The sequence below is a fragment of the Campylobacter sp. RM12651 genome (assembly GCF_022369475.1).
Taxonomy (GTDB): Bacteria; Campylobacterota; Campylobacteria; order Campylobacterales; family Campylobacteraceae; genus Campylobacter_E.
On the sequence record NZ_CP059600.1, the window covers coordinates 1,026,794 to 1,052,099 of the forward strand.

General features: G+C 27.7%; 23 protein-coding genes and 1 other RNA gene. 12 read left to right on the forward strand and 12 right to left on the reverse strand.

Annotated features, from left to right (window positions below; genetic code table 11):
• Window positions 1-19: 19 nt before the first annotated feature.
• Together rsfS and nadD are read right to left on the reverse strand one after the other, a co-directional pair.
• Window positions 20-334 (reverse strand): ribosome silencing factor, encoded by a 315-nt coding sequence (gene rsfS, locus AVBRAN_RS05040; RefSeq protein ID WP_214117577.1) that lies wholly within the window; start codon window positions 332-334, stop codon window positions 20-22.
• Window positions 334-870, reverse strand: a complete 537-nt coding sequence (gene nadD / locus AVBRAN_RS05045; RefSeq protein ID WP_214117578.1) for a nicotinate (nicotinamide) nucleotide adenylyltransferase — start codon at window positions 868-870, stop codon at window positions 334-336. The genes rsfS and nadD overlap by 1 nt, the downstream gene beginning before the upstream one ends.
• 58 nt (window positions 871-928) lie before the next feature.
• On the opposite strand from nadD, the gene gap reads away from it, so the two are divergent.
• The 5 genes from gap to AVBRAN_RS05070 are packed head-to-tail and all read left to right on the forward strand — an operon-like array spanning window position 929 to window position 4,854.
• Window positions 929-1,930, forward strand: a complete 1,002-nt coding sequence (gap, locus tag AVBRAN_RS05050) for a type I glyceraldehyde-3-phosphate dehydrogenase (RefSeq protein WP_214117579.1) — start codon at window positions 929-931, stop codon at window positions 1,928-1,930.
• 1 nt (window position 1,931) lies between these two features.
• Window positions 1,932-3,125 (forward strand): phosphoglycerate kinase, encoded by a 1,194-nt coding sequence (locus AVBRAN_RS05055; RefSeq protein ID WP_239803712.1) that lies wholly within the window; start codon window positions 1,932-1,934, stop codon window positions 3,123-3,125.
• Entirely contained in the window at window positions 3,125-3,811 is a 687-nt protein-coding gene (locus tag AVBRAN_RS05060) for a triose-phosphate isomerase (protein WP_214117581.1), read from the forward strand. Before AVBRAN_RS05055 ends, AVBRAN_RS05060 begins: the two co-directional genes overlap by 1 nt.
• Before the next feature lies 1 nt (window position 3,812).
• A complete protein-coding gene (locus AVBRAN_RS05065) occupies window positions 3,813-4,484 on the forward strand; it encodes an amino acid racemase (RefSeq protein WP_239802622.1) in 672 nt (223 codons plus the stop codon).
• Window position 4,485: 1 nt separating this feature from the next.
• Complete coding sequence (locus tag AVBRAN_RS05070) at window positions 4,486-4,854, forward strand: DUF1353 domain-containing protein (protein WP_214117583.1); 369 nt, start codon at window positions 4,486-4,488, stop codon at window positions 4,852-4,854.
• Between the two features lie 192 nt (window positions 4,855-5,046).
• Here AVBRAN_RS05070 and ssrA read toward each other — a convergent pair.
• The 3 genes from ssrA to rho form a co-directional block, all read right to left on the reverse strand.
• Window positions 5,047-5,398: a transfer-messenger RNA gene (gene ssrA / locus AVBRAN_RS05075) on the reverse strand.
• Window positions 5,399-5,781: 383 nt separating this feature from the next.
• On the reverse strand, window positions 5,782-7,533 hold the full coding sequence (dnaX, locus tag AVBRAN_RS05080; protein ID WP_239802623.1) for a DNA polymerase III subunit gamma/tau: 1,752 nt from the start codon (window positions 7,531-7,533) through the stop codon (window positions 5,782-5,784).
• Complete coding sequence (gene rho / locus AVBRAN_RS05085; protein ID WP_214118675.1) at window positions 7,526-8,845, reverse strand: transcription termination factor Rho; 1,320 nt, start codon at window positions 8,843-8,845, stop codon at window positions 7,526-7,528. The genes dnaX and rho overlap by 8 nt, the downstream gene beginning before the upstream one ends.
• 87 nt (window positions 8,846-8,932) lie before the next feature.
• On the opposite strand from rho, the gene AVBRAN_RS05090 reads away from it, so the two are divergent.
• Entirely contained in the window at window positions 8,933-11,272 is a 2,340-nt protein-coding gene (locus tag AVBRAN_RS05090; RefSeq protein ID WP_275591978.1) for a heavy metal translocating P-type ATPase, read from the forward strand.
• A 13-nt stretch (window positions 11,273-11,285) separates the two neighbouring features.
• Here AVBRAN_RS05090 and AVBRAN_RS05095 read toward each other — a convergent pair whose 3' ends face one another.
• Entirely contained in the window at window positions 11,286-13,289 is a 2,004-nt protein-coding gene (locus tag AVBRAN_RS05095; protein WP_239802625.1) for an ATP-dependent helicase, read from the reverse strand.
• Window positions 13,290-13,393: 104 nt separating this feature from the next.
• Here AVBRAN_RS05095 and AVBRAN_RS05100 point away from each other — a divergent pair, with 104 nt between their 5' ends.
• Window positions 13,394-16,003, forward strand: a complete 2,610-nt coding sequence (locus AVBRAN_RS05100) for a valine--tRNA ligase (RefSeq protein ID WP_239802626.1) — start codon at window positions 13,394-13,396, stop codon at window positions 16,001-16,003.
• 3 nt (window positions 16,004-16,006) lie between these two features.
• The gene (gene purU / locus AVBRAN_RS05105; protein ID WP_239802627.1) at window positions 16,007-16,834 is read left to right on the forward strand and encodes a formyltetrahydrofolate deformylase; all 828 of its coding nucleotides are present in this window, start codon (window positions 16,007-16,009) and stop codon (window positions 16,832-16,834) included.
• A gap of 136 nt (window positions 16,835-16,970) precedes the next feature.
• Here the strand turns inward: purU and AVBRAN_RS05110 are convergent, their stop codons facing one another.
• From AVBRAN_RS05110 to AVBRAN_RS05130, 5 genes are all read right to left on the reverse strand, one after another.
• Window positions 16,971-17,621: a hypothetical protein gene (locus tag AVBRAN_RS05110; protein ID WP_239802628.1), complete on the reverse strand. Its 651-nt coding sequence runs from the start codon at window positions 17,619-17,621 to the stop codon at window positions 16,971-16,973.
• Window positions 17,622-17,666: 45 nt separating this feature from the next.
• Complete coding sequence (locus tag AVBRAN_RS05115; protein WP_239802629.1) at window positions 17,667-18,308, reverse strand: hypothetical protein; 642 nt, start codon at window positions 18,306-18,308, stop codon at window positions 17,667-17,669.
• 9 nt (window positions 18,309-18,317) lie between these two features.
• Entirely contained in the window at window positions 18,318-19,391 is a 1,074-nt protein-coding gene (locus AVBRAN_RS05120) for a hypothetical protein (RefSeq protein WP_239802630.1), read from the reverse strand.
• Window positions 19,392-19,406: 15 nt separating this feature from the next.
• Window positions 19,407-20,342 carry a hypothetical protein gene (locus AVBRAN_RS05125; protein ID WP_239802631.1) on the reverse strand — a complete coding sequence of 312 codons (936 nt, stop codon included), beginning with the start codon at window positions 20,340-20,342 and terminating at the stop codon, window positions 19,407-19,409.
• A 160-nt stretch (window positions 20,343-20,502) separates the two neighbouring features.
• Window positions 20,503-21,240, reverse strand: coding sequence for a hypothetical protein (locus tag AVBRAN_RS05130; RefSeq protein WP_239802632.1), 738 nt, complete (start codon window positions 21,238-21,240; stop codon window positions 20,503-20,505).
• Window positions 21,241-21,397: 157 nt separating this feature from the next.
• On the opposite strand from AVBRAN_RS05130, the gene tatB reads away from it, so the two are divergent.
• Genes tatB through AVBRAN_RS05150 form a run of 4 tightly spaced genes read left to right on the forward strand, consistent with a single transcriptional unit; the run spans window position 21,398 to window position 24,756 of the window.
• A complete protein-coding gene (gene tatB, locus AVBRAN_RS05135; protein WP_214118044.1) occupies window positions 21,398-21,841 on the forward strand; it encodes a Sec-independent protein translocase protein TatB in 444 nt (147 codons plus the stop codon).
• Entirely contained in the window at window positions 21,834-22,598 is a 765-nt protein-coding gene (gene tatC / locus AVBRAN_RS05140) for a twin-arginine translocase subunit TatC (protein ID WP_239802633.1), read from the forward strand. The genes tatB and tatC overlap by 8 nt, the downstream gene beginning before the upstream one ends.
• Window positions 22,591-23,604, forward strand: a complete 1,014-nt coding sequence (queA, locus tag AVBRAN_RS05145; protein ID WP_239802634.1) for a tRNA preQ1(34) S-adenosylmethionine ribosyltransferase-isomerase QueA — start codon at window positions 22,591-22,593, stop codon at window positions 23,602-23,604. The genes tatC and queA overlap by 8 nt, the downstream gene beginning before the upstream one ends.
• A gap of 9 nt (window positions 23,605-23,613) precedes the next feature.
• Window positions 23,614-24,756, forward strand: a complete 1,143-nt coding sequence (locus tag AVBRAN_RS05150; protein ID WP_214118037.1) for a hypothetical protein — start codon at window positions 23,614-23,616, stop codon at window positions 24,754-24,756.
• An 8-nt stretch (window positions 24,757-24,764) separates the two neighbouring features.
• On the opposite strand, the gene AVBRAN_RS05155 is transcribed toward AVBRAN_RS05150, so the two are convergent.
• Window positions 24,765-25,304, reverse strand: coding sequence for a DapH/DapD/GlmU-related protein (locus AVBRAN_RS05155; protein ID WP_239802635.1), 540 nt, complete (start codon window positions 25,302-25,304; stop codon window positions 24,765-24,767).
• Between the last annotated feature and the right edge of the window lie 2 nt (window positions 25,305-25,306).

Below are 25,306 nucleotides of genomic sequence, written 5' to 3' on the forward strand. Positions count from 1 at the left end.
CGATACTACAAAAAAATTTTTAACGCTTAAACTCAAGTAAGAATTTTTCAATCTGATATCTATCTCTATAAGCAGGGCTCATTAAATGAATTAAACAATCTCCTAAATCAAGAACACTCCAATCATCAGTGCATTCTTCATAATAAACTTTACTATTATGTTTTTTTAACAATTCTTTAATATCTTCAATTATTGCAAAAGATTGTTTAGTAGAAATCATAGTTGCAATAATTACTTCATCTACAAAATATTCACTTCCTTTAATATTAATCAACTCAACATTCTCTGCTTTTTTTTCATCTAAAAGCTTAATAATATCTTCATTTCTATTCATTACTTTCCTTTATAAAATTCTTTTACTTCATCTTTAATTTTAGGATTTACTTTTTCCAAAATCAAATTATTTCTTATAAAACTTGAAGAAATATCTTCATTTATTTCAAGTCTTAAATAATTATCTGGTATAAAAATATTATCCCTACTAGCTATAACAAAAACGACATTTTTAGATAATTCATCAAAATTATGCCATTTATGTAAAGTTTTTAAATGATCAGCCCCTATTATAAAATAAATTAAGCTAGAATTTAGTAAATTTTTAAAATACATAACACTCTTAAAACTAGGAACTGGCTCATTTTGAGATATTTCATAATCACTTATTAATAATTTATCACTTTCAACAAACACGCTCTTTAGCCATTTTAATCTAAGTTCTGGACTAGCATTAAAATTATTTTTAAATAAACTAATATATGTTGGCAATATTATTAATTTATCAATATCTAATGTATCTAAAGCTGCTTTTACTACTTTTTCATGACCTAAATGAACTGGGTCAAAACTACCACCAAAAATTGCTATTTTCAAAATCTCTTAACCTTTTTTTATTAGTATTATCTCAAATTTTTTAAATAAAGGGTTAAAAATGGGAGTAAATGTAGCGATTAATGGATTTGGTAGGATTGGTAGATGTCTTAGTAGAATAATTCTTAATGAAAACAAAATGAATTTAGTAGCAATAAATTGCTCGTGGGATATGAAAAGTATTAAATACCTTCTAAAATACGATAGTGTTCATGGGAATTTCAATCAAGAAATTGACAATGATGGAGAAGATATTTTAATAGTAGGAAATAAAAGAATTCAAATAATTAGAAGTAGAGAAATTGAAAATATTGATTTTGCTAAATATGGAGCTAGTTTAGTTTTTGAATGCACGGGAGCATTTTTAACACAAGAAAAAACTAAAGCATATTTAGACAATGGTATTAAACAAGTAATTATGTCAGCACCACCAAAAGATAATACACCTATGTTTGTAATGGATGTAAATCACACTAAATATAACGGCGAAGCTATTATTTCAAATGCAAGTTGCACAACAAACTGCCTTGCACCAATGGCAAAAGTTTTAGATGAGAATTTCGGTATTAAAAAAGCTTTAATGAATACAATTCACGCATATACAGCAACTCAAGAACTATGTGATACAAAATGCCCTAAAGACATTAGAAGGGGTCGCGCAGCAGCACTAAATCTAGTCCCATCAAGCACAGGTGCAGCAAAATCAATAGGTAAAGTTATACCTAACCTTTTAGGTAAAGTTGATGGTCAAAGTGTTAGAACTAGCTTAGCAAATGTATCAATGCTTGATTTAACTTTATTGTTAGATAAAAAAACTACAAAAGATGAAATAAATGAAACTTTTATAAAAGCAAGTAAAACAATGAATGAAATTCTAGCAATTGATTACGATTGCTGCGTTTCAAGTGATTTTTGCACTAGCACTTATGGATGTATATTTGTCCCTGATTTAACTCAAATAATTGATGAAGATTTTGTAAAAGTTCTAGCTTGGTATGATAATGAATACGGATATTCATATCAATTAAATAGATTAGCTCAATATATTAGCAAGGAGAAATAATATGCCTTTAATTTCCATAAAAGATGTAGATTTAGTAAATAAATGTGTTTTTATTAGATGTGATTTTAATGTCCCACAAGATGAATTTGGAAACATTAGTGATGATAGAAGAATAAAATCTGCAATTCCAACTATTAAATATTGCCTTGACAATGATGCTAGAGTGATTCTTGCAAGTCATTTGGGTAGACCAAAAGAAATAAGTGATAAATATTCTTTAAAGCCAGTTGCAAAAAGATTATCAAAACTTCTTGGAACTGAAGTTATAATGACAAACGATATAATCGGAGAAGACGCTCAAAATAAAGCTAAAAACTTAAAAAAAGGTGAAATTTTACTACTAGAGAATTTAAGATTTATAAAAGGTGAAACAAAAAACGATGAAGATTTAGCTAAGAATTTAGCTTCAATGTGTGATGTGTATTGTAATGATGCTTTTGGAGTTTGCCATAGAGCACATTCAAGTGTAGAAGCAATTACTAGATTTGCAAAAGAAATTTGCGCTGGGTTTTTATTGCAAAAAGAATTTAATTTCGCACAAGATTTATTAAAATCTCCTGCTAGACCTTTTGTTGCTGTTGTTGGAGGTAGTAAAGTTAGTGGAAAATTACAAGCTTTACACAATCTACTTCCTAAAGTTGATAAGATAATAATTGGTGGTGGAATGGCTTTTACTTTCCTTAAAGCAAACGGATTAAACATAGGAAATTCAATTGTAGAAGAAGAACTAATTGAAGATGCTAAACAAATTATGCAAACTGCAAAAGAACTAGGCGTTAAGTTATATTTACCTGTTGATGTTCTTGCTGCACAAAGCTTTTCAAATGATAGTGTAGTAAAGAAAGTAAGCGTTCAAGAAATACCAAATGGTTGGATGGGGCTTGATATTGGACCTGCTAGCTCAATTTTATTTAAAGAAATTTTAAGTGATGCTCAAACTATATGGTGGAATGGACCTATGGGAGTATTTGAGTTTGATAAATTCTCAAAAGGTAGCTTTAAAATGAGCCATTATATAAGCGATTCTTATGCTACTAGCGTTGCTGGTGGTGGAGATACTGCTGATGTTATTAATCGTGCAGGAGATGCTGATGATTTTAGTTTTATCTCTACTGGCGGTGGTGCTAGTTTAGAACTAATTGAAGGTAAGGAATTACCTGCTATAAAACCACTTATATTAAAGGAAGAATATTAATGATAATTGCCGCAAATTTTAAATGTAATCATACTAGAAAAGGTTTTGCTGAATACGCTAAAAAACTTAATGCTTATTTAAGATTTAGTGATTTTACTAATCTTGAAGTAATTGTAGCTCCAAGTGCAACTTCATTTATTGATAGTGAATTTAGTTTCATTCAAGCTGCTCAAAATATATATCCAACTCATAGTGGAGCTTTTACTGGAGAAATTGGACTAGATCATTTGCTAGAATTTGGAATTAAAACAATTATTTTAGGACATTGTGAAAGAAGAAATTTAGGCGAAACAGATGAATTTCTAGCAAAAAAATTTGAATTTTGCGCTGAAAATGATTTAAAAATTATTTATTGCATAGGAGAAGATTACTCTACTTACGAACAAAATAAAAGCATAGATTTTTTAAATAAACAACTAAATAAAATAGATTTGCAATATGATAAATTAATATTAGCTTATGAGCCAATTTATAGTATTGGTAAAAGTGCTGCAAAATTAGAAGATATTGAAAATATTATGAGCTTTTTACGCTCAAAAACTAAGCAAAGTATTTTATATGGTGGTAGTGTAAATTCTAGTAATATCGCTGATATCAAAAGACTTTGCGATGGGGTTTTGGTAGGTGGAGCTAGTCTTAATGTAGATGGTTTTATAGACTTAATCAATGCCGCAATAAGAGGTTAATATGATAGGCCTAATCGGTGGGATGAGCTATGCTAGCACAATAACTTATTATAAATTAATAAATGAATTTAGCCAAGCTCATCACAATTCTTTATCTCGTGCAAAGATTTTAATATCAAGCGTAGATTTTGATGAGATTGAAGAACTTCAACACAATAACGAATGGCAAAAAGCAGGAGAATTATTAAATAAAGAAGCAAAAAGATTAGAAAAGGCTGGAGCAAACATAATTGCACTTTGTACAAATACTATGCATAAAATTGCAAATGATTTGCAAAAAGATTTAAAAGCTAGATTTATTCATATAGCCCATTCAAGCCTTAAAGAATTAAATCATAATAATATAAAAAATATTTTATTACTAGGCACTAAATACACTATGCAAGAAGACTTTTATAAAAAAGAGTTAAAAGGAATAAATGTAATTACCCCAAATAATAGTGATATAAATACTATTAATGATATTATTTTTAATGAACTTTGCTTTAATGTTATCAAACAAAAAAGTAAAGAAACTTTCATAAATATTATAAATAAACATAATATTGAAGGAATTTTATTAGCTTGCACTGAAATTGCACTATTAATTAACGAAAATGATTTTAAAAATATAAAAGTCTTTGATACAACATATATTCATGCAAAAGATATATTTTTGCAGTCTTTAGAGTAAAATGACAAGAGTTGTAGTAAAACCAATAGATAAAAATAAATTTGAATTAGCTTTTGAATATAAATATGAAAGCAAAAATCAAACCATCATAATACCAAAGGGATTTGTTACAAATGGAGCAAATATACCTAGAATATTTTGGAGTTTCTTTCCACCAAATTCTCCAGAATACTTATCAGCAGTAGTAATTCATGATTTTTTATGTCTTCAAGCTAAAAAAAGTAAAAAATACCAAGACGCTGTTTTAGCTGATGAAATTTTTAAAGAAGCTCTTAGAACTTTGCAAGTGGCAAATTACAAAATTAAAATATTTTATTTTTCTTGTAAAATATATCACTTATATAAAAAATACTTAGGATTTTATAGGTAATAATATTTATTAAACTAAACATTATTAAACCATTTTAATACTTTATATTTTTATAATTTACATTCAAACCCAATAATCATTTGATATCTAAAACTATTTATATTCTTTTAAAGCTTTAACATTAAAAAAAAAGTTAAATTATTTAAAGTACTTATTTGATTTTAACAAAAAAAAGATGATAAAAAATAAGAATGGTGGAGCTGTGGAGATTTGAACTCCAGTCCAAAACTAGCTCAAAACCAGCGTCTACATGCTTAGTAGGCTGCTTAAATTCATTTTTACCAAGTGCAGCTTACGACTTTAGCAAAAACTAAGGCTTTTATTTTATTTAAAGTCTAGCCAAAACTTTAAACTAGCTTGAATGATGACCCGCTAATGCTATTACAAGCTTTAAGCATCGCAGGGCTCAACTGAACTTACGCAGCGTAAGCGTAAGCAGGAGCTAATTCTTTTTTGTTTGCGTTTAATTTTAATTTAGCGTTTAACGTAGCAACACGGCATGCAGCTAATCCCTTACTAATCCTGTCGAAACCTAGTCAGCCCCAAGAAAAGTAAAGTCGTGATTATATCAAATTAACATTATTTTTCAAGGTCTATTTTCACTTAAAGGTCCTAAAGCATTTGTAATTAAATCTAATTTTTTCTTAATTTCTAATTGTTCTTTACTTAATTTTAAATGCTCTATTTCTAAATTTATATTTTTTTCTTCAATGTTTTCAGGCTCTATTACAAATTTAGATAATTCTAATTCGCCTAAATGCCTAGATATATTAAAATCTTGCTCTTTATTAAACTCATTAGCCTTATTTTCTAAATCAATACTACTTTGAAAATCTGGTTCTATTACAAATTTAGATAATTCTAATTCACCTAAATGCCTAGATGTATTAAAATCTTGCTCTTTATTAAATTCATTAGGTTTAGTTTCTAATGAAGTTTTTTTTTATCTAGCTCTGCATTGATTATTTTTGCATTTTTAGTTTTAAAAAACGCACTACATTTAGCTAAAACATTTTTAATATTATCTCTTAAAATAGCCTTTTCTTTCTCATTATAAGGCGGCATTACATGTAATTCTAAAGTATCATTTTCTATTTTAATTTTTACTAATGATTCAAATAAAATATTTTGAAGTTCAGGTTCGTATTGCTCTAAAATATCATCTGGTATTTCATAAATATTATCTTCATCTTCAAAAGCCATATTAGAATCTAAAAAATCATCGCTTTGATACTCAGGATATTTAATCTCTTCTTCATAAGTATTGTAATTATTTTGAAATTCCTGTTTTAAATTCTTGCTTGAATTATTTTCAAAATTAGTATTATTTATTTTAGGATAATTACTTTCTTCTTTTATTGCTTCATTTTTTACATTTTGTTTCGTTAAATCACTAATTAAAACTAATTTTGCATCATTAAAGATACTAGCAAATACATTCTTTACAACGCTTGTGTAATATTGTTTAAAATACTGCTTATCTTCTTCATTTTTAGGGTTGATTTTAATACAAAACTCACTACCATCAAAACTTACAAAAGAAGCACATTCTTTAAATATTTCTCCTAATTTATAATCTCTTTTAGCAATCATAGTTACAAAATTTAAGTAATCTTGCTCGTTTTTATTTATATTTTCTACTTTTAAATCTTCATCTATGCTTTTTAATTTTGTAGCGTCTTTTAACATAAATGCTAAAATGTATAAAATAAATTCATCATCATCGCTAATCTTTGTCATATTTTTAGCCTTTGCTAAAATATGAAAAAATCTATCGTATAAAATTAAAGAAAAATTTGGATTTTTATTAGCAAAACTATCTTTTAAAAAAGAACTCATCTCATCAATTACCACACTTGCTTCATAAGATTTAGCAAGTTCTAAAAACCTAAAAATACCATTATCATTTGAGCTTAAAACATCAGCAAAAAATTGCTTTATAATATTTGGCTCTATTAAGCCTAGCATTAAAGCTATGCTTTCTTTATTAAGTTTTCTTTGAGAATAAATTATGCCTTGCTCTAATAAAGTAAGACTATCTCTTAAAGACCCGCCACCGCTTCTAGCAATAAGAGTTAAAGCTTCTTTTTCATAAGGAATTTGCTCATTTGCTAATATAAATTCCATTCTACTTACAATATCTTGTAAAGGAATTTTTTTAAATCTAAAATGTAAAACCCTACTCAAAATAGTAGCTGGTAATTTATGCACATCGGTTGTTGCTAAAATAAATTTAACATGACTAGGTGGTTCTTCAAGTGTTTTTAAAAGCGCATTGAAGGCTTCACGAGTAAGCATATGTACTTCATCAATTATAAAAATCTTAAATCTTGAATGAAGTGGTGCATATTTTGTATTTTCTATTAAATCTTGAATACTATCAATACCACGATTACTGGCCGCATCAAGCTCATAAATATCTATTCCATCATTACTAACGCAACTAGCACACATTCCACAAGGTTTTGAGCTAATCCCACGCTCACAATTTAGTGCTTTTGCTAATATCCTAGCAGAGCTAGTTTTTCCACTCCCGCGAAGACCAGAAAAAAGATAAGCATTAGCTATATTTTTACTATCTAGTGCATATTTTAAACTCTTACTAACAGCACTTTGCCCTACTAAATCATCGTAATTTTTTGGACGATATTTAAGTGATAAATTTTGCATATTATTCATTTAATCCTGACAATAATTCTTCATTATTTTGAGTTTTTAGCATTTTTGCATATAAAAATTTAAGCGCTTCTACATCTTCCATAGAATTCATAGCTGAACGAATTGCCCAAATCTTAGGTAAATTAATTGGCCCTTGCAATAATTCTTCTTTTCTCGTTCCACTCTTTGTAATATTTATAGCTGGATATATTCTTCTATCTGAAATATTTCTATCAAGAACGATTTCGCTATTTCCTGTTCCTTTAAATTCTTCAAAAATCACATCATCCATTCTTGAACCCGTATCAATTAAAGCAGTTGCAACTATTGTTAAGCTTCCACCATGCTCAATATTTCTAGCAGCTCCAAAAAATCTTTTTGGCTTATGAAGTGCATTTGCATCAACACCACCACTTAAAACCTTACCACTACTAGGAGTTGCAGTATTATAAGCACGAGCAAGTCTTGTGATGCTATCAAGTAAGATTATTACATCTTTACCCATTTCTACTAAACGCTTAGCTTTTTCAATCACAAGTTCAGCCACACGCACATGATTTAATGCAGGTTGATCAAATGTAGAGCTAAAAACTTCACCTTTTACACATCTTTGCATATCAGTTACTTCTTCAGGTCGCTCATCAATTAAAAGCACTATTAGTTGGCTTTCAGGATGATTTTTAGCAATTGCAGTTGCTAATTCTTTCATTAATTCAGTTTTTCCTGTTCTAGGTGGTGCTACTATTAATCCACGCTGACCTTTTCCAATAGGTGTGAATAAATCAAGCACCCTACCCGTTAGCTTTAAAGGGTCGTATTCAAGTTGTAATTTTTCTGTTGGAAAAATTGGAGTTAAGTTATCAAATAAAGCTCTTTTTTTAGCTTCTGCTAAAGGCAAATAATTAATCGCTTCAATTTTCAAAAGTGCATAATATTTTTCTTGTTCTCTTGGCTCTCTTACTTGACCTGTTACGATATCACCCACTCTTAAAGCAAATTTTTTAATCTGTGAATTACTAACATAAGCATCGTTTGCACTATCACTTAAATTCGCATCCATAGCTCTTAAAAAGCCGTAACCTTCTTGGTTAATCTCTAAAATACCTGTAAAGAGTATAAAACCACCTTTTTTTGTTTGAGCTTTTAATATTTCAAACATAAGCTCTTGTCTTCTAAATTCCATCGGATTTTCAACACCAGCTTCGTTTGCGATTTCTATTAGTTTTTCAAGAGTTAGTAGTTTTAATTCTTCTATTTTATATCCATCTACTGGAATATGCTTTTTTTGATTTTTTTTATCTTGCTTTTGTTCTGTTTGTATATCTTTATCCATTGATTTCCTTATTTGTAAAAAACGAAGTATTAAAAATTATTTTATAAATTAAAAATAAAATTGTCAATAAAATTAAAGGAAATTATCTTGAAGTGCTCTCATTGTAAAATAGATTTTGATAAAAATAGTATGATTTTTCAAGGCAATAACGCATTTTGCTGTAATGGTTGTAAAAATGTTTTTAATCTCATAAACGAAAATAATTTAGAAGATTTTTATAAAAATGCTTCAAATTTATCTAAAATTAATGAGCAAATTTCTTATGATGAGAACTCTTTTTGCATAGAAAAAGAAAATAATTATGAAAAAATTTTAATTTTAATAGACAATTTACATTGCGCAGCTTGTGTATGGCTTATTGAAAAAATGCTGCTTAAAAATGAAGGCGTATTAGAAATTAATATAAATTATCAAACAAAAAGAGCAAGTATAGAATATAATCCTAATAAAACTAAAGCAAAAGATATATTAAATATAATAATATCTCTAGGCTATATCCCACTAGCTTACAATCCAAATACAACAATGAAAGCTAAAAGAACTCATATTGAGTTTTATTCAAAACTAATTGTAGCAATTGCTTGTGTTATGAATATTATGTGGCTTAGTATCGCAAGATATGCTGGGTATTTTTCTAGTATGGAGCAAAGCGTTCAAGATATTATTAATTTTGCAGAATTTGTTTTATGCACTCCTGTGCTTTTTTATAGTGCTTCATCTATGTTTAAGAGCGCAATTTCTGCTTTAAAAAATAAGATTTTAAATATGGATTGTCTAGTTACATTTGGGGCTAGTTTAGTTTATATTTATAGTATTTATGCTATGTTTACAAGACTTTCTTATGTGTATTTTGATAGCGTAGCTATGATAATTTGCTTTGTTTTTATAGGTAGATTTTTAGAACAATTATCATATAAACAAGCTTTAGAAAATATTGATTTTTTAAGTGATTTATTAAACGCTAGTGTAAATATTGTTAAAAATGACAAAATAGAAAAAATAAGCGTTACTAAAATAAAAAAAGATGATGTAATTAGAGTATTTTTAGGGGATAAAATCTTAATAGATGGCACTTGTAAAAGCTTACAAGCTAGATTAAATCTAAGTGCTATTACAGGCGAGAGTGAATTAGTTGATATTAAGCAAGGAGATTTTATAAAAAGCGCTAGCGTGGTTGAATGTGCTAGTTTTGATTACATAGCAAATTGCACTTTTCAAGATAGCTATATTAATAAACTTGCAAAATTACTAAATAAAACTAAAAAATCAAACCTAGAAAAACTAACTGATAAAATTGGTGTTTATTTTTGTTATGCGATTTTTAGCATTGCGTTTTTGTGCTTTTTATATAATATGAGCGATATTCAAGAAGCAATTATTAGAAGCGTTAGTTTATTAATTATTGCTTGTCCTTGCGCTCTTGCACTTAGCGCTCCTGTTGGAAATCTTTTATGCTTACACGAAGCTTTAAAGCTTAAAGTATTATTTAAAAACTCAAATTATATTGAAAATCTTAGCAAAATTGACATAGCTGTATTTGACAAAACTGGGGTTTTAACAAAATCAAAATTAGAATTATTAAGCCAAATAAATCTAAATGATTATGAAAAAAGCATTTTAAAAGCAATTTTAGATAAAAATAATCACTTCATAGCAAGTTCGCTAAATGAATATATAAAAGATACTAAGCCTAGTTTAAAAGACTTTAAACTCACGCAATTAAGCGGCTTAGGAGTGATTGCAGAATTTGAAAATGATAAATACTATCTAGGCTCTGCAAAATTATTAAATAATCATAATATTAATGCAAATTCTAAAAACGAAACTGAAATGTTTTTTGCTAAAAATGATGAGATTTTAGAGCATTTTGTATTTTCTAATCAATTAAATGATGATGCTTTAGAGCTAATAAATTATTTTAAAAAGCAAAATATAAAAGTAATAATGCTATCAGGAGATAAGCAAAAGCCTTGCGAAAAAATAGCAAAAGAACTACAAATTGATGATTTATATAGTGAATGCTTGCCCGAAGATAAGCTTAAAATAATTCAAAATCTTAGTAAAAATAATAAAGTCTTAATGGTAGGTGATGGCATAAATGACGCACTAGCTTTAAAATTAGCATTAGTATCAATTAGCTTTAAAAACGCTACTAATTTAGCCCTTAATTCAAGTGATATAATTATGCTTGATAATAAATTAATAGGCATTAAAAACTCTCATTTATTAGCAAAAAGAACTTATAGACTAATAAAAACAAACCTAGCATTAAGCTTTTTATACAATATAATTAGCATTCCACTAGCTTTTATGGGGCTTATAAATCCATTAATTGCTAGCATTTTTATGTCGCTTAGCTCAATTTGTGTGATACTTAATTCTATAAGAATTAAAAATTATGCTAAAAAAATAAAGAATTTAAAATAAGATTTAAATTCTTTTAATTTTTCTTACCTTCATCAATAAAAATTGAGCGTATTGCGTCTGTTTTATCATCTTCTTTTTGCCTTTTAGCCCAGCTCATAATAAGTTCATCTTTTGCCCTTGTAAGTGCTACATAAAATAATCTTCGCTCTTCATCAATACCCCCAGCACTTTTGCTAAGCTTTAGATTTGGAAACCTACCTTGCGCTAAGTCAATCAAATAAACAATTTCAAATTCCAAACCTTTACTAGCATGAACGGTTAAAAGCTGAACTCCTTTAGTATTTTCATAATCAATATTTAAAATAGTTTTTTCATAAAATTCTTTAAAAGTATTATAGTTTTTCGCATCGTCTAAAATATATTTACAATTATTTTTAATATTTTCTAGCTTTTGCTCTTTTATCTCATTTACTATTTTTGCACCTTTAAAAGAACGCTTAGCTGCAAGATTATTGATAATCAAGCTAAAAATCTTAGATGAATAAGCATTGTTTAATAAAACGCTAGGATTATCAATATTTTCATTTTCTTTTAAGAATTTATAAAGTTCTTCAAGAAAGGTTACATTATCAAATTTTAATTCTTTTAACAATAAAACAGGATTATTTTTAAACTCGGTTGCTAAAAAGCTAAACTCACTTTGCTTAGCTTGATTTTGAGTACTTGCAAACAGACCAAAAGCTTCATCACTTTTAGCTAAAAAATCGTAATTATCTTTTTTAATAGGTCTTAAAATACCTTCTAATAAAGAGCCATTTCCTAATTCTAAAAATGCTTTATAAATAATATTTACCTTAGCATTTCCAACACCTTTACTCTCTAATAAAATCCCTAAAAAGCTTAAAATATCACTATTTTTATTAGTTAAATTAGCTAGATTTATAAGAGTATTTATTTCTTTTAATTCATAAAAACTACTGCCACCTTTTCTAGCTATTTTAATGCCCTTTTGCTTTAGGCTTCTTTCCATTAAATCACCACTTGAATTATTGCGATAAATCACTGCAATATCAGCTCTATTATTTGCTTCAAGTTTGCTTAAAATATCATTGGCAATGAATTCATATTGTTCATTGGCTAGATTAAAACTATGTAATTTAATAGGTTTTGTAGCTTCTTTTCTAGTTACGATTAGCTCTTTTGGATATAGCCTTTCGTTTTTTGTAATAACCCTATTTGCAAATTCTAAAATATTGCTAACACTTCTATAATTTTTATTGAGTGAATAAATTTTAGCATTTTTATATCTATCTTTAAAACTTCCAATTATTTCTATATTTGCCCCATTAAAAGCATAAATGCTTTGATCATAATCTCCTACACAAAAAAGAGATTTTTTAGGGATTGCGTCTAAAATCGCACTTTGAAGATTATTTGTATCTTGATATTCATCTACTAAAACTTCATAAAAAGGCTCATTTTTATAATCATTTGTGAAAAAATCCTTAGCATTTAGCAATAAATCATCAAAATCATAATAATTATGAGCTTTTTTTTGTTCTTCGTATTCGCTTAAAACTTTGCAATAAAAATTAATATTATCGCCCTGCTCTTCATAATTAGCCTTTAAATATCCACGAAAATCATCAACTAAATTAGTATTATTAAACCTTGAATAAATATCGGCTAAATATGAATAATCAAACAAATCATCTTTATTAGGAGAATATTTTTCGTAAATACTTTTTAACAAGGCTCTTAATTCACTATTTCGCTTAAGCTGAATATTTTTATGCTTTTTAAGATATTCAAGACTAATTGCGTGAAATGTCCCACTTACAATACCTTTTATCTTGCTTGAGCCGAGTTTTTTTTCAAGTCTTGCTATCATTTCACGAGCGGCTTTGTTTGTAAATGTAAGTAGCATAATGCTATTTGCTTTAGCACCATCATTTAATAATTTTTCTATCCTTGCAACTATTGTGCTTGTCTTTCCTGTTCCTGCACTTGCTATTATTAAATTACTACCTAAACTAGTATTAACCGCTGCAAATTGTTCATCATTTAATCTATTCAAAACATCTCCACAAATTAAATTAAAAGCCAAAAAGTCTAGCAAAATAACCTAAAAATAAGCAAAAATTAATAAAATGGCAAAAAACACTAATTTAAGGATTATTTATGAGCGATTTTTACAATCCAAAAGAAATTGAAAAAGACTACTATGAATTTTGTAAACAAAAAGGCTATTTTGAAATAGATGGAAATAAAAACATTCAAGAAAATGGCAAAAACTTTGCAATTATGATGCCACCGCCAAATGTTACAGGTGTTTTACATATAGGACACGCACTTACTTTTACCTTGCAAGACATTATTACAAGATATAAAAGAATGGATGGCTTTAAGGTACTTTATCAACCAGGCTTAGACCACGCAGGCATTGCTACTCAAAATGTAGTTGAAAAGCAACTTTTAGCAAAAGGGATTAAAAAAGAAGAGTTAGGGCGTGAAAAATTCATAGAAAAAGTATGGGAATGGAAAGAGCAAAGCGGTGGAGCTATAGTTAAGCAAATGCAAGCACTAGGCATTACTCCTGCCTTTTCAAGACTTCGTTTTACTATGGATGAAGGGCTTCAAAATGCTGTTAAAAAAGCTTTTGTGGACCTTTATAATAAAGGCTTAATAGAGCAAAATAACAGAATGATAAACTGGTGCACAAAAGATGGAGCATTAAGTGATATTGAGGTTGAATATGAAGAAAATAAAGGCAAACTTTATCATATAAGATATTTTTTAAATGATAAGGATTATTTAGTAGTTGCAACTACTAGACCTGAGACTTATTTTGGCGATACTGCCGTAATGATAAATCCTAATGATGAAAGATATAAGCACTTAGTTGGTAAAGAAGTTACGCTGCCTATTATAAATCGTAAAATAAAAATCATAGCTGATAGCCATGTTGATATGAGCTTTGGAACAGGAATTGTAAAAGTAACACCAGCTCACGATAATAATGACTATGAAGTAGGACTTAGACATAATTTAGAGTTTTTAACTATTTTTGATGAAAATGGAATTTTAAACGAGCATTGTGCTGAGTTTAAAGGACTTGAAAGACTTGAGGCTAGAAAAATAGTAGTTGATAAACTAAACGAATTAGGCTTTATTGAAAAAATTGAAGATTATGTAAATCAAGTTGGACATTGTTATCGTTGTAAAAATATCGTTGAGCCGTATATTTCTAAACAATGGTTTGTAAAAACTGATATCGCAACAAAAGTTATAGAAAAAGTAAATAATGGTGATGCTAAGTTTTATCCAGCTCATTGGATAAATAGCTTTAATGCTTGGTTAAGAGAATTACGCCCTTGGTGTATCAGCAGACAACTTTGGTGGGGACATCAAATTCCTGTTTATTATTGTGATGAGTGCGAACATATTCATGTAAGTGAGAGAAAGGTAGAAAAATGTGAAAAATGTGGCTGCGATAGTATCACTCAAGATAAAGATGTGCTTGATACTTGGTTTAGCTCGGGACTTTGGGCATTTTCAACTCTAGGTTATAACAATGGCGATTTTGGTAAAGGCACTTTATGGAATGAAAATGATATAAAAGACTTTTATCCAAATTCGCTTTTAATTACAGGCTTTGATATATTATTTTTCTGGGTATGTAGAATGCTATTTCAAAGTGAAAATGAGCTAGGCGAAATCCCATTTAAAGACATTTATCTTCACGCACTTGTAAAAGATGAAAACGGACAAAAAATGAGTAAGAGTAAAGGCAATGTAATTGACCCACTTGATAGCATTGATAAATATAGTGCTGACATTTTACGCTTTACTTTAGCACTTTTAGCCGTTCAAGGAAGAGATATTAGAATGAGTGAAGATAGAATGATTTTAGTTCGTAACTTCACAAATAAGCTTTATAATGCGGTAAATTTCTTACTACTTAAAGGTAAGGATTATAAAATACTAGGTAGCTATAAAACAACACTAGGTATTTATATAAACGCAGAATTTCAAAAATGCGTAAATGAAACTCGCAAAAACTTAGATGAATATAGATTTAATGATGCTGCTATGAATATTTATAAGTTTTTATGGGATGAGTTTTGTGATTATGGAATTGAGTTTAGCAAGGCTGATGAGAGTAGTATAGATGAGCTTGCGAGCGTATTTTTAAATGCTATGAAATTGCTTAGTCCATTTATGCCATTTATTAGTGATTATTTATATCATAAATTAGGCAGCACAAGTATTTTTGAAAACGGCTCAATTATGGTAGAAAAGTATCCTAAAATAAATGAGATTTCAACCACTGAAGAGCAAATTATCAAAAACTACGAGCTTTGCAAAGAAGCGATTAATAGCCTAAGAAGTATCAAAAAAACAGCAAATATTACTGATAAAAACGCTCCGGCACAAATTATAAGCGAACATAAATTTGATGAATATTATCTAAAACTAATAGCAAAATTAGCTAAAGTAGGAGAATTAAGCCAAGATGAAAATCCTAAAGAAAGCTTTAGCGTAAATGTTAGCACGAACCTAAAAACCGCTATTTTTGTAGATAGCAAAGCACTTGATGAAATGAAAGCTAAGTTAGAAAATAGATATAAAAAAGTTCTAGCAGAATACGAAAAGCTAAACAAAATGCTAAGCAATGAAAAATTCGTAGCTAACGCACCAGCACAAGTTGTAGAACAAAACAAAATTGCTATGCAAAAAGCTGAAAATGAATTAAATGAAATAAAAGCTGAATTAAATAACATAGGATAAATTATGAATGAATATATCTTAAAAATCACTTGCCCTGATAAAAAAGGGCTTGTGGCTATTATCTCAAATGAGATTTATAAGGCAGGATTTAATATAGAAAGCAATAATGAATTTGTAAATAGCGATACAAATTCTTTTTATTTTCTAGCGATTTTAAGCTCAAGTGAGAGTGTAAAAGATGAGTTTGTAAATAATTTAAAACAGATTTTAAAAGACGCACAAATCACATTTAGCCCAAAAAGAAAGAAAAATATAATAATCCTAGCATCAAAAGAGCTTCATTGTTTAGGTGATTTGCTACTTGCAAACTATGAAGATGAACTAAATGCTAATATCTTAAAAGTTATGGCAAATCACGATTTAAGTGATTTTGTGAAAAGATTTGATATAGATTTTAGCCTAATTGATACTAACAAAGATAAAGAACTTTACGAGCAAGATATAATTCAAGAGATTAAAAAATACAATGTTGATTATATAGTATTAGCAAAATATATGCGGATTTTAAGCCCAAATTTTGTAAATACTTTTAAAGATAAAATAATCAATATTCATCATTCTTTTTTACCTGCATTTATCGGTGCAAATCCATATCTACAAGCTTATGAGCGTGGGGTTAAAATCATAGGAGCAAGTGCGCATTTTGTAACGGATAATTTAGATGAAGGGCCTATTATTTTTCAAGACATAGTTAGAGTAAATCACACTTATAATTCAAAAGATTTAAGAAAAGCAGGTAAAAAAATAGAAACTCTAGTGCTAAGAAATGCCCTTGAAAAAGTGTTTGATGATAAAGTATTTATTGCAGGTAATAAAACAATTATATTTTAAAAAATTTTGAAAATACAATTAGGGTTTAAATTTTTAAACCTTAATTTTATTAAATTCCTTAGCTTATTAAATACATATAATAATTTGTGATTAGTTTTAAAATTATGCTAATTTTACGATTTTAAATTCTTTTAATCTAAACTCTTTTATCATATAAATTCTCGCCATTTTTATAGGCTAAAAATATAGCTAATAAATCTCTTTCATCTTTGATATTTTGAATATCAAGTTTGCTTAAAATATCTTCCATACTTTCACGAATATTATCACTTTTCACTTCTATGGGTTTAAACTCATCTTTTTTAAGCTCTTCGCTAGTTTCTTCTATATTATCTTTTAGATTTTCTTGCTTAAGTTCGTTTATACGCTTTAAGTATTTTTGCTTAAATTCATTCACGCTAATATCACTTGCAAAAAGCTCTTTAATCTCATAATCATAATTAGCAGTACAATCGTTGTTTAAGGCATTTTCTTTTAAAAATGCCTTAATATCCTTTGCCTCATCATCGTTTTGAAAAAGCTTAGAAATAAACATTTCAGGATGAAGCCTAGCATAACCAAAATCTCGCATATAAACATAAAATATAGAAATATCACTAATATTTGTCGATGCATTATTGTTACTTATATTATTGTTTTCTTGACTATCATTTTTACCTTTAAATAAAGCGATATTACTTAATTCTTTTAAGTATTTATTCTCTTCTTCTAGTGTTTTTGCTTTTTGATAATCTTTATAAGCGTCATTCCAATTTCTTAGATTTAAATCATTAAAATTAATTTTCATTTTTTACTCTTTTGATAAAAATTAAGATTTTTAAATTCTTTTATTTTAAACCCTTTTATCATATAAATTCTCGCCATTTTTATAGGCTAAAAATATAGCCAACAAATCTCTTTCATTTTTGATTTCAGTTTTATTTAATTTGCTTAAAATCTCTTCCATACTTTCACGAATGCTAGTGCCTTTTACTTCTATGGCTTCGAATGGTTTTTCTTTAGTTTGTTCTTCTTTTTCTTCTTGTTTAATTTCTTCTTTTGTATTTATTGCATTATTTCTTAAATTTTCTTTTTCTTTAACTCTAGCTTGTAATTCTTCAACACTTGGCATTTTCTTACTATCTATATAACCTAAAGGAAAATCATCAGGCAAACCTAAAGATGACATATTTAGTGAGTTTAGCGTTCTATCAAGCTCTTTTTTATCAATTTCTACCCAATTTTTCATAAATTCTTTGCTTATTTCTTCTACTAAATCAGGGTCTAATGCTCCAAACACACAATAACCTGCCTTTTCTCCAAGATTTAGATTTTTATCATTTATTGGATTATAAGTCGGATCGTTTTCTAGCTTTTGCTGGGCTAGTTTAAGATATTCTAAACTAGCCCCATCATTTGCTTTATTTTGTGAATTTTTATTATTAAGCGTATTTGCATAAGTATTTGAAAAATTATTTACTCCATTAAATATCATAACAAATCCTTATACTTTCATATCAAATAAACTTATATTTTTTTGGCTGTATTGTAAAGCTGCTTGTAAAAACTCTTCAAATGTTTCGTAATTATCTATATCTTTAGGAGCTTTTAGATTTTTACCACTTAGCATTTCATAAGCTAGTTTTTCATACCAATTTAGTATTTTTTTATATTCTTTTGCTAATTCTTCACTTCTTGCTCTTTTAAAATCTTGTGATAATCTATTTGCTTCATCAGCTAAGTATTTTGGCATTTTTGAAATATCGCTTTGAGTTATTAAACCTTTTGCTACCATAGAATTAAGTGGTTTTGCGACATTTTGTGCGAATTCTTTATAATCTACAAATCTATCCCCGCCACTCATCTTGCCCCAATAAGTTCTCTCGCCTTCTACTAAAAAATGATTATTTCTTAATACGGCTATTAATATTCCACCACGACTTACATCTCCTTGATTGTTTTTATAATTATCGCCTTTAGCGTCCCATAAAATAGAATAACCTTGAGAAAAACTATCGCTATGCACGGGAAACATATCCATTTTGCCATCACCATCATAATGAAATAGTGTATCAGCACCCTTTATTCTTTGAAAATCTCGTGCATGAATATTCTTATCATTATAATCTTCAAAATCATATCTAGTTTGTAAAATCTTGCCTACACTAAAGGTACTATTATCTATCTCAAACCCACATGGCAAATTGTTAATATCTTCTTTGCTAAAAAATTCTTTAGAGTTTAAAAAATCTTCACTTACAACTTGGCTTAAGACTTTATAAGCATTTCCAACGCTTTTTGCTATATCAATTTCCATGAATCTTTTACCTATTATATGAGCTTTATTGTTTTGTTCTACTAAAGATTTTAAACTATCGCTGTGGATTTTATAATTATCCGGAATACCTGCAGCTTTATTAAAATCACTTGTAAAAAAGCCATCTTTATCAATTCCGTATCCTAATACTTCACCTACCTTTTTATCATCTGCTTTATTGTCTACTTTTTTAATCTCGTTATTTGTTTCTTTTTTGCTTATATTAGTTATTTGATATGTTGAATAAGAATTTATTTTCATAATTATTCCTTTATTTTAAACCCTTTTATCATATAAATTCTCGCTATCTTTATACGCCATTAAAATAGCTAATAAATCTCTTTCATCTTTGATATTTTGAATATCAAGTTTGCTTAAAATATCTTCCATACTTTCACGAGTATTAGAGCCTTTTACTTCTATGGGTTTTCTTTTTATATTCTCATCTTTTTTGGAATTTTCTTGTAAATATTTCTCTCCAAAATGTTTTTCATAACCATTTTGCTCTTTGTATAAATCAACTTCTAATTTTAAAGCCAAATAACCGATTTTAAACTCATCTAAATCATCAAGAGCAAATAAATCCATAAGCCTATCCATAAAGCCACCGCTCCCACAAAAAACATCTCCTAGCTTTATATTGCCTTGAGAAAATCTGCTTAGATAAAACTCAGGCACGCTAGTATCTCCAAAATTTGTATCATTAGTAGCAAATCTAACGCCCACAATCTCGTTTTGCTTTAAAAACTCTAAAAGTTTTAAATCGTTTTTAATAAATGCTTGATTATAAATATTATTAGCTTTTGTATTTATTTGTAAAGCGTCTAGCTTAGAAAGAGCCTTTTTGTCATCGTTTTCGTTGAAAAATGCAGGGTGTAAAGAATTAATCACTTTTACCATTTCTTCAGCGCCAACTTTTTTACCCGTTTCTATCCAATCTTCTCGCTCTTTTTTACTCATTCCATAAAAAAGCATACCTTCCATAAACTCGCTTTCAAGCATAGCGTGAAGCTCTGGATACTTAGATTTATTTACACTCAAAAGTATTCTTTGCGTATTATTTGGCTCATAAGTTCCCCATTCATCTTGTGGGGCGTCTTTTAAAATATTTGCGATTTGTTCTTGTAGATTATCTTTAGGAGTTTGAGTGGTTGGAATTTGATTTTTAATATTTGTTTGATAATTTATATAATTGTTATTTATTATTTGCATTTTAAACCCCCGTTATTTTTCTATATCGGTAGGTTTAAAAAAATATTAATAGATATTTAATTTATATCTGAACTCTTTTATAAAATTTTTAGCTTTAATTCTTATTTATATAAAATATTAATCTATATTCATTTTAACAATTTTATAACTTTCCTTTATTTTAAACTCTTTTATCATATAAATTCTCGCTATCTTTATACGCCATTAAAATAGCTAATAAATCTCTTTCATCTTTGATATTTTGAATATCAAGTTTGCTTAAAATATCTTCCATACTTTCACGAGTGCTAGAGCCTTTTACTTCTATGGCTTCGTAAGGTTTTTTATCTTCAGTTTTATCTTTTTTATCTTCAGCTTTTTCATAATTTTTATTTATTGTTGATATTTCATCACTTGGTTTTGTATTTTCACTATTTTGGATACTTTCATGCTCTTTGCCTTGTTTTATCTCATCAATTCTTGCTAGATATCTTTGCTTAAACTCATCTTCGCTAATATTTCTTGCATTAAATAGCTTTGCTATTATTACATCTTGATTCCATTTATAATCTCCTAAGCTATCAGAATGCTCCTTTAAAAAATATTTTAAATCTTTTTGCACATCTTGGTTTGCTTCGGGACTAAAAGCTCTTTCATAAATTGTATTTGTATACATATCGCCATATAAAGCATCTTGATGTTCAAGTAACATATAAATAACCATACTTTGGATTTTTGCTTCATTGCTATTAGTTGGGTAATTAAAATCCAAGCTATCGTGAGTATCGGGGTAAAACATTTTAATAAAATCATCATATCTTTTTGCATTTTCTTTATTTTCAAGTCTTCCTTGAACTAATGCTTGATTATTATTTACCTTTTGTAATGGTAAGTTATAATTATTTGAACTAATTTTCATATTTTATCCCTTTAAAATAATTTAATAATTAGTAAATATATTAATTAAATATAACTAAATATAACTTTAAAAAGATTAAGTAGCAAAACTTAATTTAAACTAACGATTAAAAAAAATTAGATAAATTCAGCAAAAAATTATCTAAAAGAGTTTTATTATGAGTTTTATGGAAATTGTTATTATTTTAATAGTTGCTGTTTTGGTTTTAGGACCTGAAAAACTACCTGGCACTATAGTTGAAATCGCAAAATTATTAAAGGCTGTTAAAAAACAAATTAACGAAGCTAAATCAAGTATAGAAAACGAAATCAATATTAGCGAATTAAAAGATGAAGCTAGAAAATATAAAGAAGAAATCACAAAAGCAAATGATAGTATCAGAAAAAAATTAAGCTTTGAAGAATTTGATGAGATTAAAAATACTTTAAGTGATTTTGAAAAAGACGCACAAAATGCTTTAAATAGCACTATTGATAGTGTAAAAAATACAGAAAACTCAAATCAAAATTCAAATTCTACAGAAGAAAAAAATATAAATACAGAAGAAAAGCAACTTAGCAAAAGAGAACAATTTTTAAAAGAAAAGAGCGAAAATGTTTGAAGAATTAAAACCACATTTAGTTGAACTTAGAAAAAGATTATTTATTAGTGTAGTTGCTTTGATTTTAGCTTTTTTTGTATGTTTTGTATTTTGGAAACCAATACTGCATTTTATTTGTGTTCCACTTATGAATGTATTGCCTGAAGGCTCTGAAATTATATTTTATAAACCACAAGAGAATTTCTTCACTGCTATGCAAGTGTCTTTATTTGCAGCATTTCTTGTAGCATTGCCTATAATTTTGTGGCAAGCTTGGAAATTTGTTGAACCAGGTTTATATGAAAATGAAAAAAGATTTGTAGTGCCTTTTGTATTTAGCGCTACTATTATGTTTTTGATTGGTGCGGCGTTTTGCTATTATTTAGTAGTTCCTATTGCTTTTGATTTTTTAATCAATTTTAGCGGTGGAGAATATAAGGCTATGCCTTCAATTTCTGAATATGTGAGTTTTTTTACAAAATTAGTAATTGCATTTGGATTAGGATATGAATTACCTGTTGCTATATTTTTCTTAGCAAAAATTGGTCTTGTAACTGAAAAAACTCTTATTAGAAATTTTAGAGTTGCTATATTAATTATTTTTATATTCGCAGCAATTATGACCCCGCCTGATGTATTTTCGCAATTTTTAATGGCAATTCCTTTAATTGGGCTTTATGCTATTTCAATTTATATTGCTAAAGTAGTAAATCCAGCTGACCCTGATATAGATAGCGAAGATGATGAAAAAGAATTATTAGAAGATAAAAATGCTTGATAATTTACTAAGTTCTTATGATTATGATTTGCCAGAAGAATTAATAGCAAAATACCCTGCAAATCCTGCTGATAGTGCAAAACTATTAGTATATGAAAAAAATAGTGGAAAAATTACTCATAGTGTATTTTATGAATTAGCTAATTTTTTGCCTGAATGTGCTTTGATTTTTAATGATACTAAAGTATTTAAAGCTAGATTTTATGGCAATAAAATTAGTGGTGCAAAATGTGAATTATTTATAAATAAAATTCTAGCAAATGATGAGTTTTTAGTGCAAATTAGGGGTAAAGTTAAAGAAGATGATATTTTAATTTTTCAAGATAATTTAAACGCAAAAATATTAAAGCTAAACACAGATGGCACCAGAATTGTGAAATTTTGCAAAAACAATGAAGTTTTAAAAACCGATGAAGTTTTAACAATTAGCGAAAAAATCGGACATATTCCACTACCACCATATCTTAAAAGAATGGATAATTTAGATGATGAGATAAATTATCAAAGTGTGTTTGCTAAAAATATTGGAGCTGTTGCAGCACCTACTGCGTCATTGCATTTTACGAATAGAGTTTTAGATAGTCTAAAAGATAAAAAAAGCGCTTATATTACTTTACATGTTGGTGCAGGAACTTTTGCTAGTGTAGAATGTGAAAACATACAAGAACATAAAATGCATAGCGAATACTTTAATCTAAGCGATGAAGCAATAAAATTAATTAATAGTGATATACCTATTTTAGGGGTTGGCACAACTGCTACAAGAACAATAGAGTATTATGCAAGGACAAAAAAAAGTAGTGGTGAATGTGATTTGTTTTTAAACCCATCTAATAGACCAATTAGACAAAATTATTTATTAACAAATTTTCATTTGCCAAAATCAACTTTAATTATGTTAGTAGCTAGTTTTATAGGTAGGCAAAATACTTTAAAACTTTATGAAGAAGCTATTAAAAATAAATATAAATTTTACTCATACGGCGATGCAATGCTTATTATTTGAAAGGAAAATATGAAAAAATTATTATTAATTTTAATCTCAACCTATCTATTTGCAGATTCTAAAATAGATTTTTCTGATAAAGATACAATACTTTTATTTGTAGTTTTAGGTGGCTTAATAGTTTTATTATTAGCTTATATTTACAAGCTAAAAATGAAATTAAAAACTAAAAAAGTAAAAATGTTTAGTGTTAGCGATGAAGCAGAATTTGAAAGTGAAAGTTTTGAAAAATCATCTTTATATTTTGATTTACAAGAAGTATTTTTGTATTTTTTCAAAACGCTAAATTACGAAGCTAGTGTTAAAAATAATATATTTTTAGTTAGACAAGATATGTTATATCTAAACGATAACAATGAAAAATGTATGCCAAATAGGTATTTTTATGGAGATTATACAAATATTATCAATGCTATTTGGGCTGCTGCTGATTTGATTAATCAAAATGTAGAAAATGAAACCATATTTATTGATATTGGAATTATGAATAATATGCAAAATAGAACTCTTTTATGCGTTGATATTGGAGTTTGTGGGGTTGTTGATGATAAAAAAACTGAACTATTTAAAAGCTTTACTAATCCTAAAAAATTATCTATTTCAGAACAATTACATAAATTTAGTGGATATATGAAAAAAATTGATGGTTCTAGCTATGCCTTTAAGGATACAAATGAAAGAATTAATCACGCAATCTGTCTTAGTATCCCAATACTAATCAATGATAAAGAAAATAATTTACCAGATGTAACTCCAAAAGATAGATTAAGTGTTTTAATAGTTCATAACAATATTGACATATCAAAAACAATCACTGCAAATCTTGAAAGCTATGAAATAAACTGCATTCAAAACCAATCAAGTAATGGTCTTTTAGAAAAAATTGAAGATGGGGTAAATTGCGCTTATAGAGCTGTTTTATTAGACGCAAATCTAATTAATACTTTTAATGAATATGATTTAAATCGTTTAGTAAAAGCACAAGATGAATATTGCTTTAAATTAATTCTTATACTAAATAATCATAAAATAACACCTAATATTGAAAAGATTATTCAAGAAGTAGATTTCCTACCATTACCATATACAATTGATAATATTCGCTCAATTGTAAATATCATAAAAACTCAACAAGAAAAATTATTAAGCTAATTTATTAATTAGCTTAATTTTATAGTTTTAATTAATTTAGCTGGAACCCCTGCTACTATTTGAAATTCTTCAACATCTTTAGTAACCACCGCACCAGCTGCTATTATTGAGCCTTTTTTAATGTTTACTCCGCTAAGTATTGTGGCATTTGAACCAATCCAAACATTATCTTCTATTGTTATTGGCTTTAATACCATATCAGAGCGTTTAAATGGATTGATATCGTGATTTATAGTAGCTAATACTACATTATGCCCTATTAAAACATTATTTCCAATATAAATTCCACCTTGGTCTTGAAATTTACAACCACTATTTATAAATACATTTTTGCCTACTGAAATATTTTTACCGCAATCCGTATTAAAAGGTGGAAATAAAGTGAAACTTTCATCTACTTCTTTACCAATTAATTGAGAAAATAATTTATTTAATTCTTCTAGTTCATTATAAGTATTGTTAATTTTAAAAGTTATTTTCATAGCTTCTTTAGCTTGTTTAAGCATAAGTTTATGCTCAATAGAATTTGCTTTTACATACTTAATCATAA

Excerpts from the sequence above, each read along its gene's own strand:
- rsfS (WP_214117577.1), bottom strand. The coding sequence starts at position 334 with ATGAATAGAAATGAAGATATTATTAAGCTTTTAGATGAAAAAAAAGCA.
- gap (WP_214117579.1), top strand. The coding sequence starts at position 929 with ATGGGAGTAAATGTAGCGATTAATGGATTTGGTAGGATTGGTAGATGT.
- AVBRAN_RS05055 (WP_239803712.1), top strand. The coding sequence starts at position 1,932 with ATGCCTTTAATTTCCATAAAAGATGTAGATTTAGTAAATAAATGTGTT.
- AVBRAN_RS05060 (WP_214117581.1), top strand. The coding sequence starts at position 3,125 with ATGATAATTGCCGCAAATTTTAAATGTAATCATACTAGAAAAGGTTTT.
- AVBRAN_RS05065 (WP_239802622.1), top strand. The coding sequence starts at position 3,813 with ATGATAGGCCTAATCGGTGGGATGAGCTATGCTAGCACAATAACTTAT.
- AVBRAN_RS05070 (WP_214117583.1), top strand. The coding sequence starts at position 4,486 with ATGACAAGAGTTGTAGTAAAACCAATAGATAAAAATAAATTTGAATTA.
- dnaX (WP_239802623.1), bottom strand. The coding sequence starts at position 7,533 with ATGAATAATATGCAAAATTTATCACTTAAATATCGTCCAAAAAATTAC.
- rho (WP_214118675.1), bottom strand. The coding sequence starts at position 8,845 with ATGGATAAAGATATACAAACAGAACAAAAGCAAGATAAAAAAAATCAA.
- AVBRAN_RS05100 (WP_239802626.1), top strand. The coding sequence starts at position 13,394 with ATGAGCGATTTTTACAATCCAAAAGAAATTGAAAAAGACTACTATGAA.
- purU (WP_239802627.1), top strand. The coding sequence starts at position 16,007 with ATGAATGAATATATCTTAAAAATCACTTGCCCTGATAAAAAAGGGCTT.
- AVBRAN_RS05110 (WP_239802628.1), bottom strand. The coding sequence starts at position 17,621 with ATGAAAATTAATTTTAATGATTTAAATCTAAGAAATTGGAATGACGCT.
- AVBRAN_RS05115 (WP_239802629.1), bottom strand. The coding sequence starts at position 18,308 with ATGATATTTAATGGAGTAAATAATTTTTCAAATACTTATGCAAATACG.
- AVBRAN_RS05120 (WP_239802630.1), bottom strand. The coding sequence starts at position 19,391 with ATGAAAATAAATTCTTATTCAACATATCAAATAACTAATATAAGCAAA.
- AVBRAN_RS05125 (WP_239802631.1), bottom strand. The coding sequence starts at position 20,342 with ATGCAAATAATAAATAACAATTATATAAATTATCAAACAAATATTAAA.
- AVBRAN_RS05130 (WP_239802632.1), bottom strand. The coding sequence starts at position 21,240 with ATGAAAATTAGTTCAAATAATTATAACTTACCATTACAAAAGGTAAAT.
- tatB (WP_214118044.1), top strand. The coding sequence starts at position 21,398 with ATGAGTTTTATGGAAATTGTTATTATTTTAATAGTTGCTGTTTTGGTT.
- tatC (WP_239802633.1), top strand. The coding sequence starts at position 21,834 with ATGTTTGAAGAATTAAAACCACATTTAGTTGAACTTAGAAAAAGATTA.
- queA (WP_239802634.1), top strand. The coding sequence starts at position 22,591 with ATGCTTGATAATTTACTAAGTTCTTATGATTATGATTTGCCAGAAGAA.
- AVBRAN_RS05150 (WP_214118037.1), top strand. The coding sequence starts at position 23,614 with ATGAAAAAATTATTATTAATTTTAATCTCAACCTATCTATTTGCAGAT.
- AVBRAN_RS05155 (WP_239802635.1), bottom strand. The coding sequence starts at position 25,304 with ATGATTAAGTATGTAAAAGCAAATTCTATTGAGCATAAACTTATGCTT.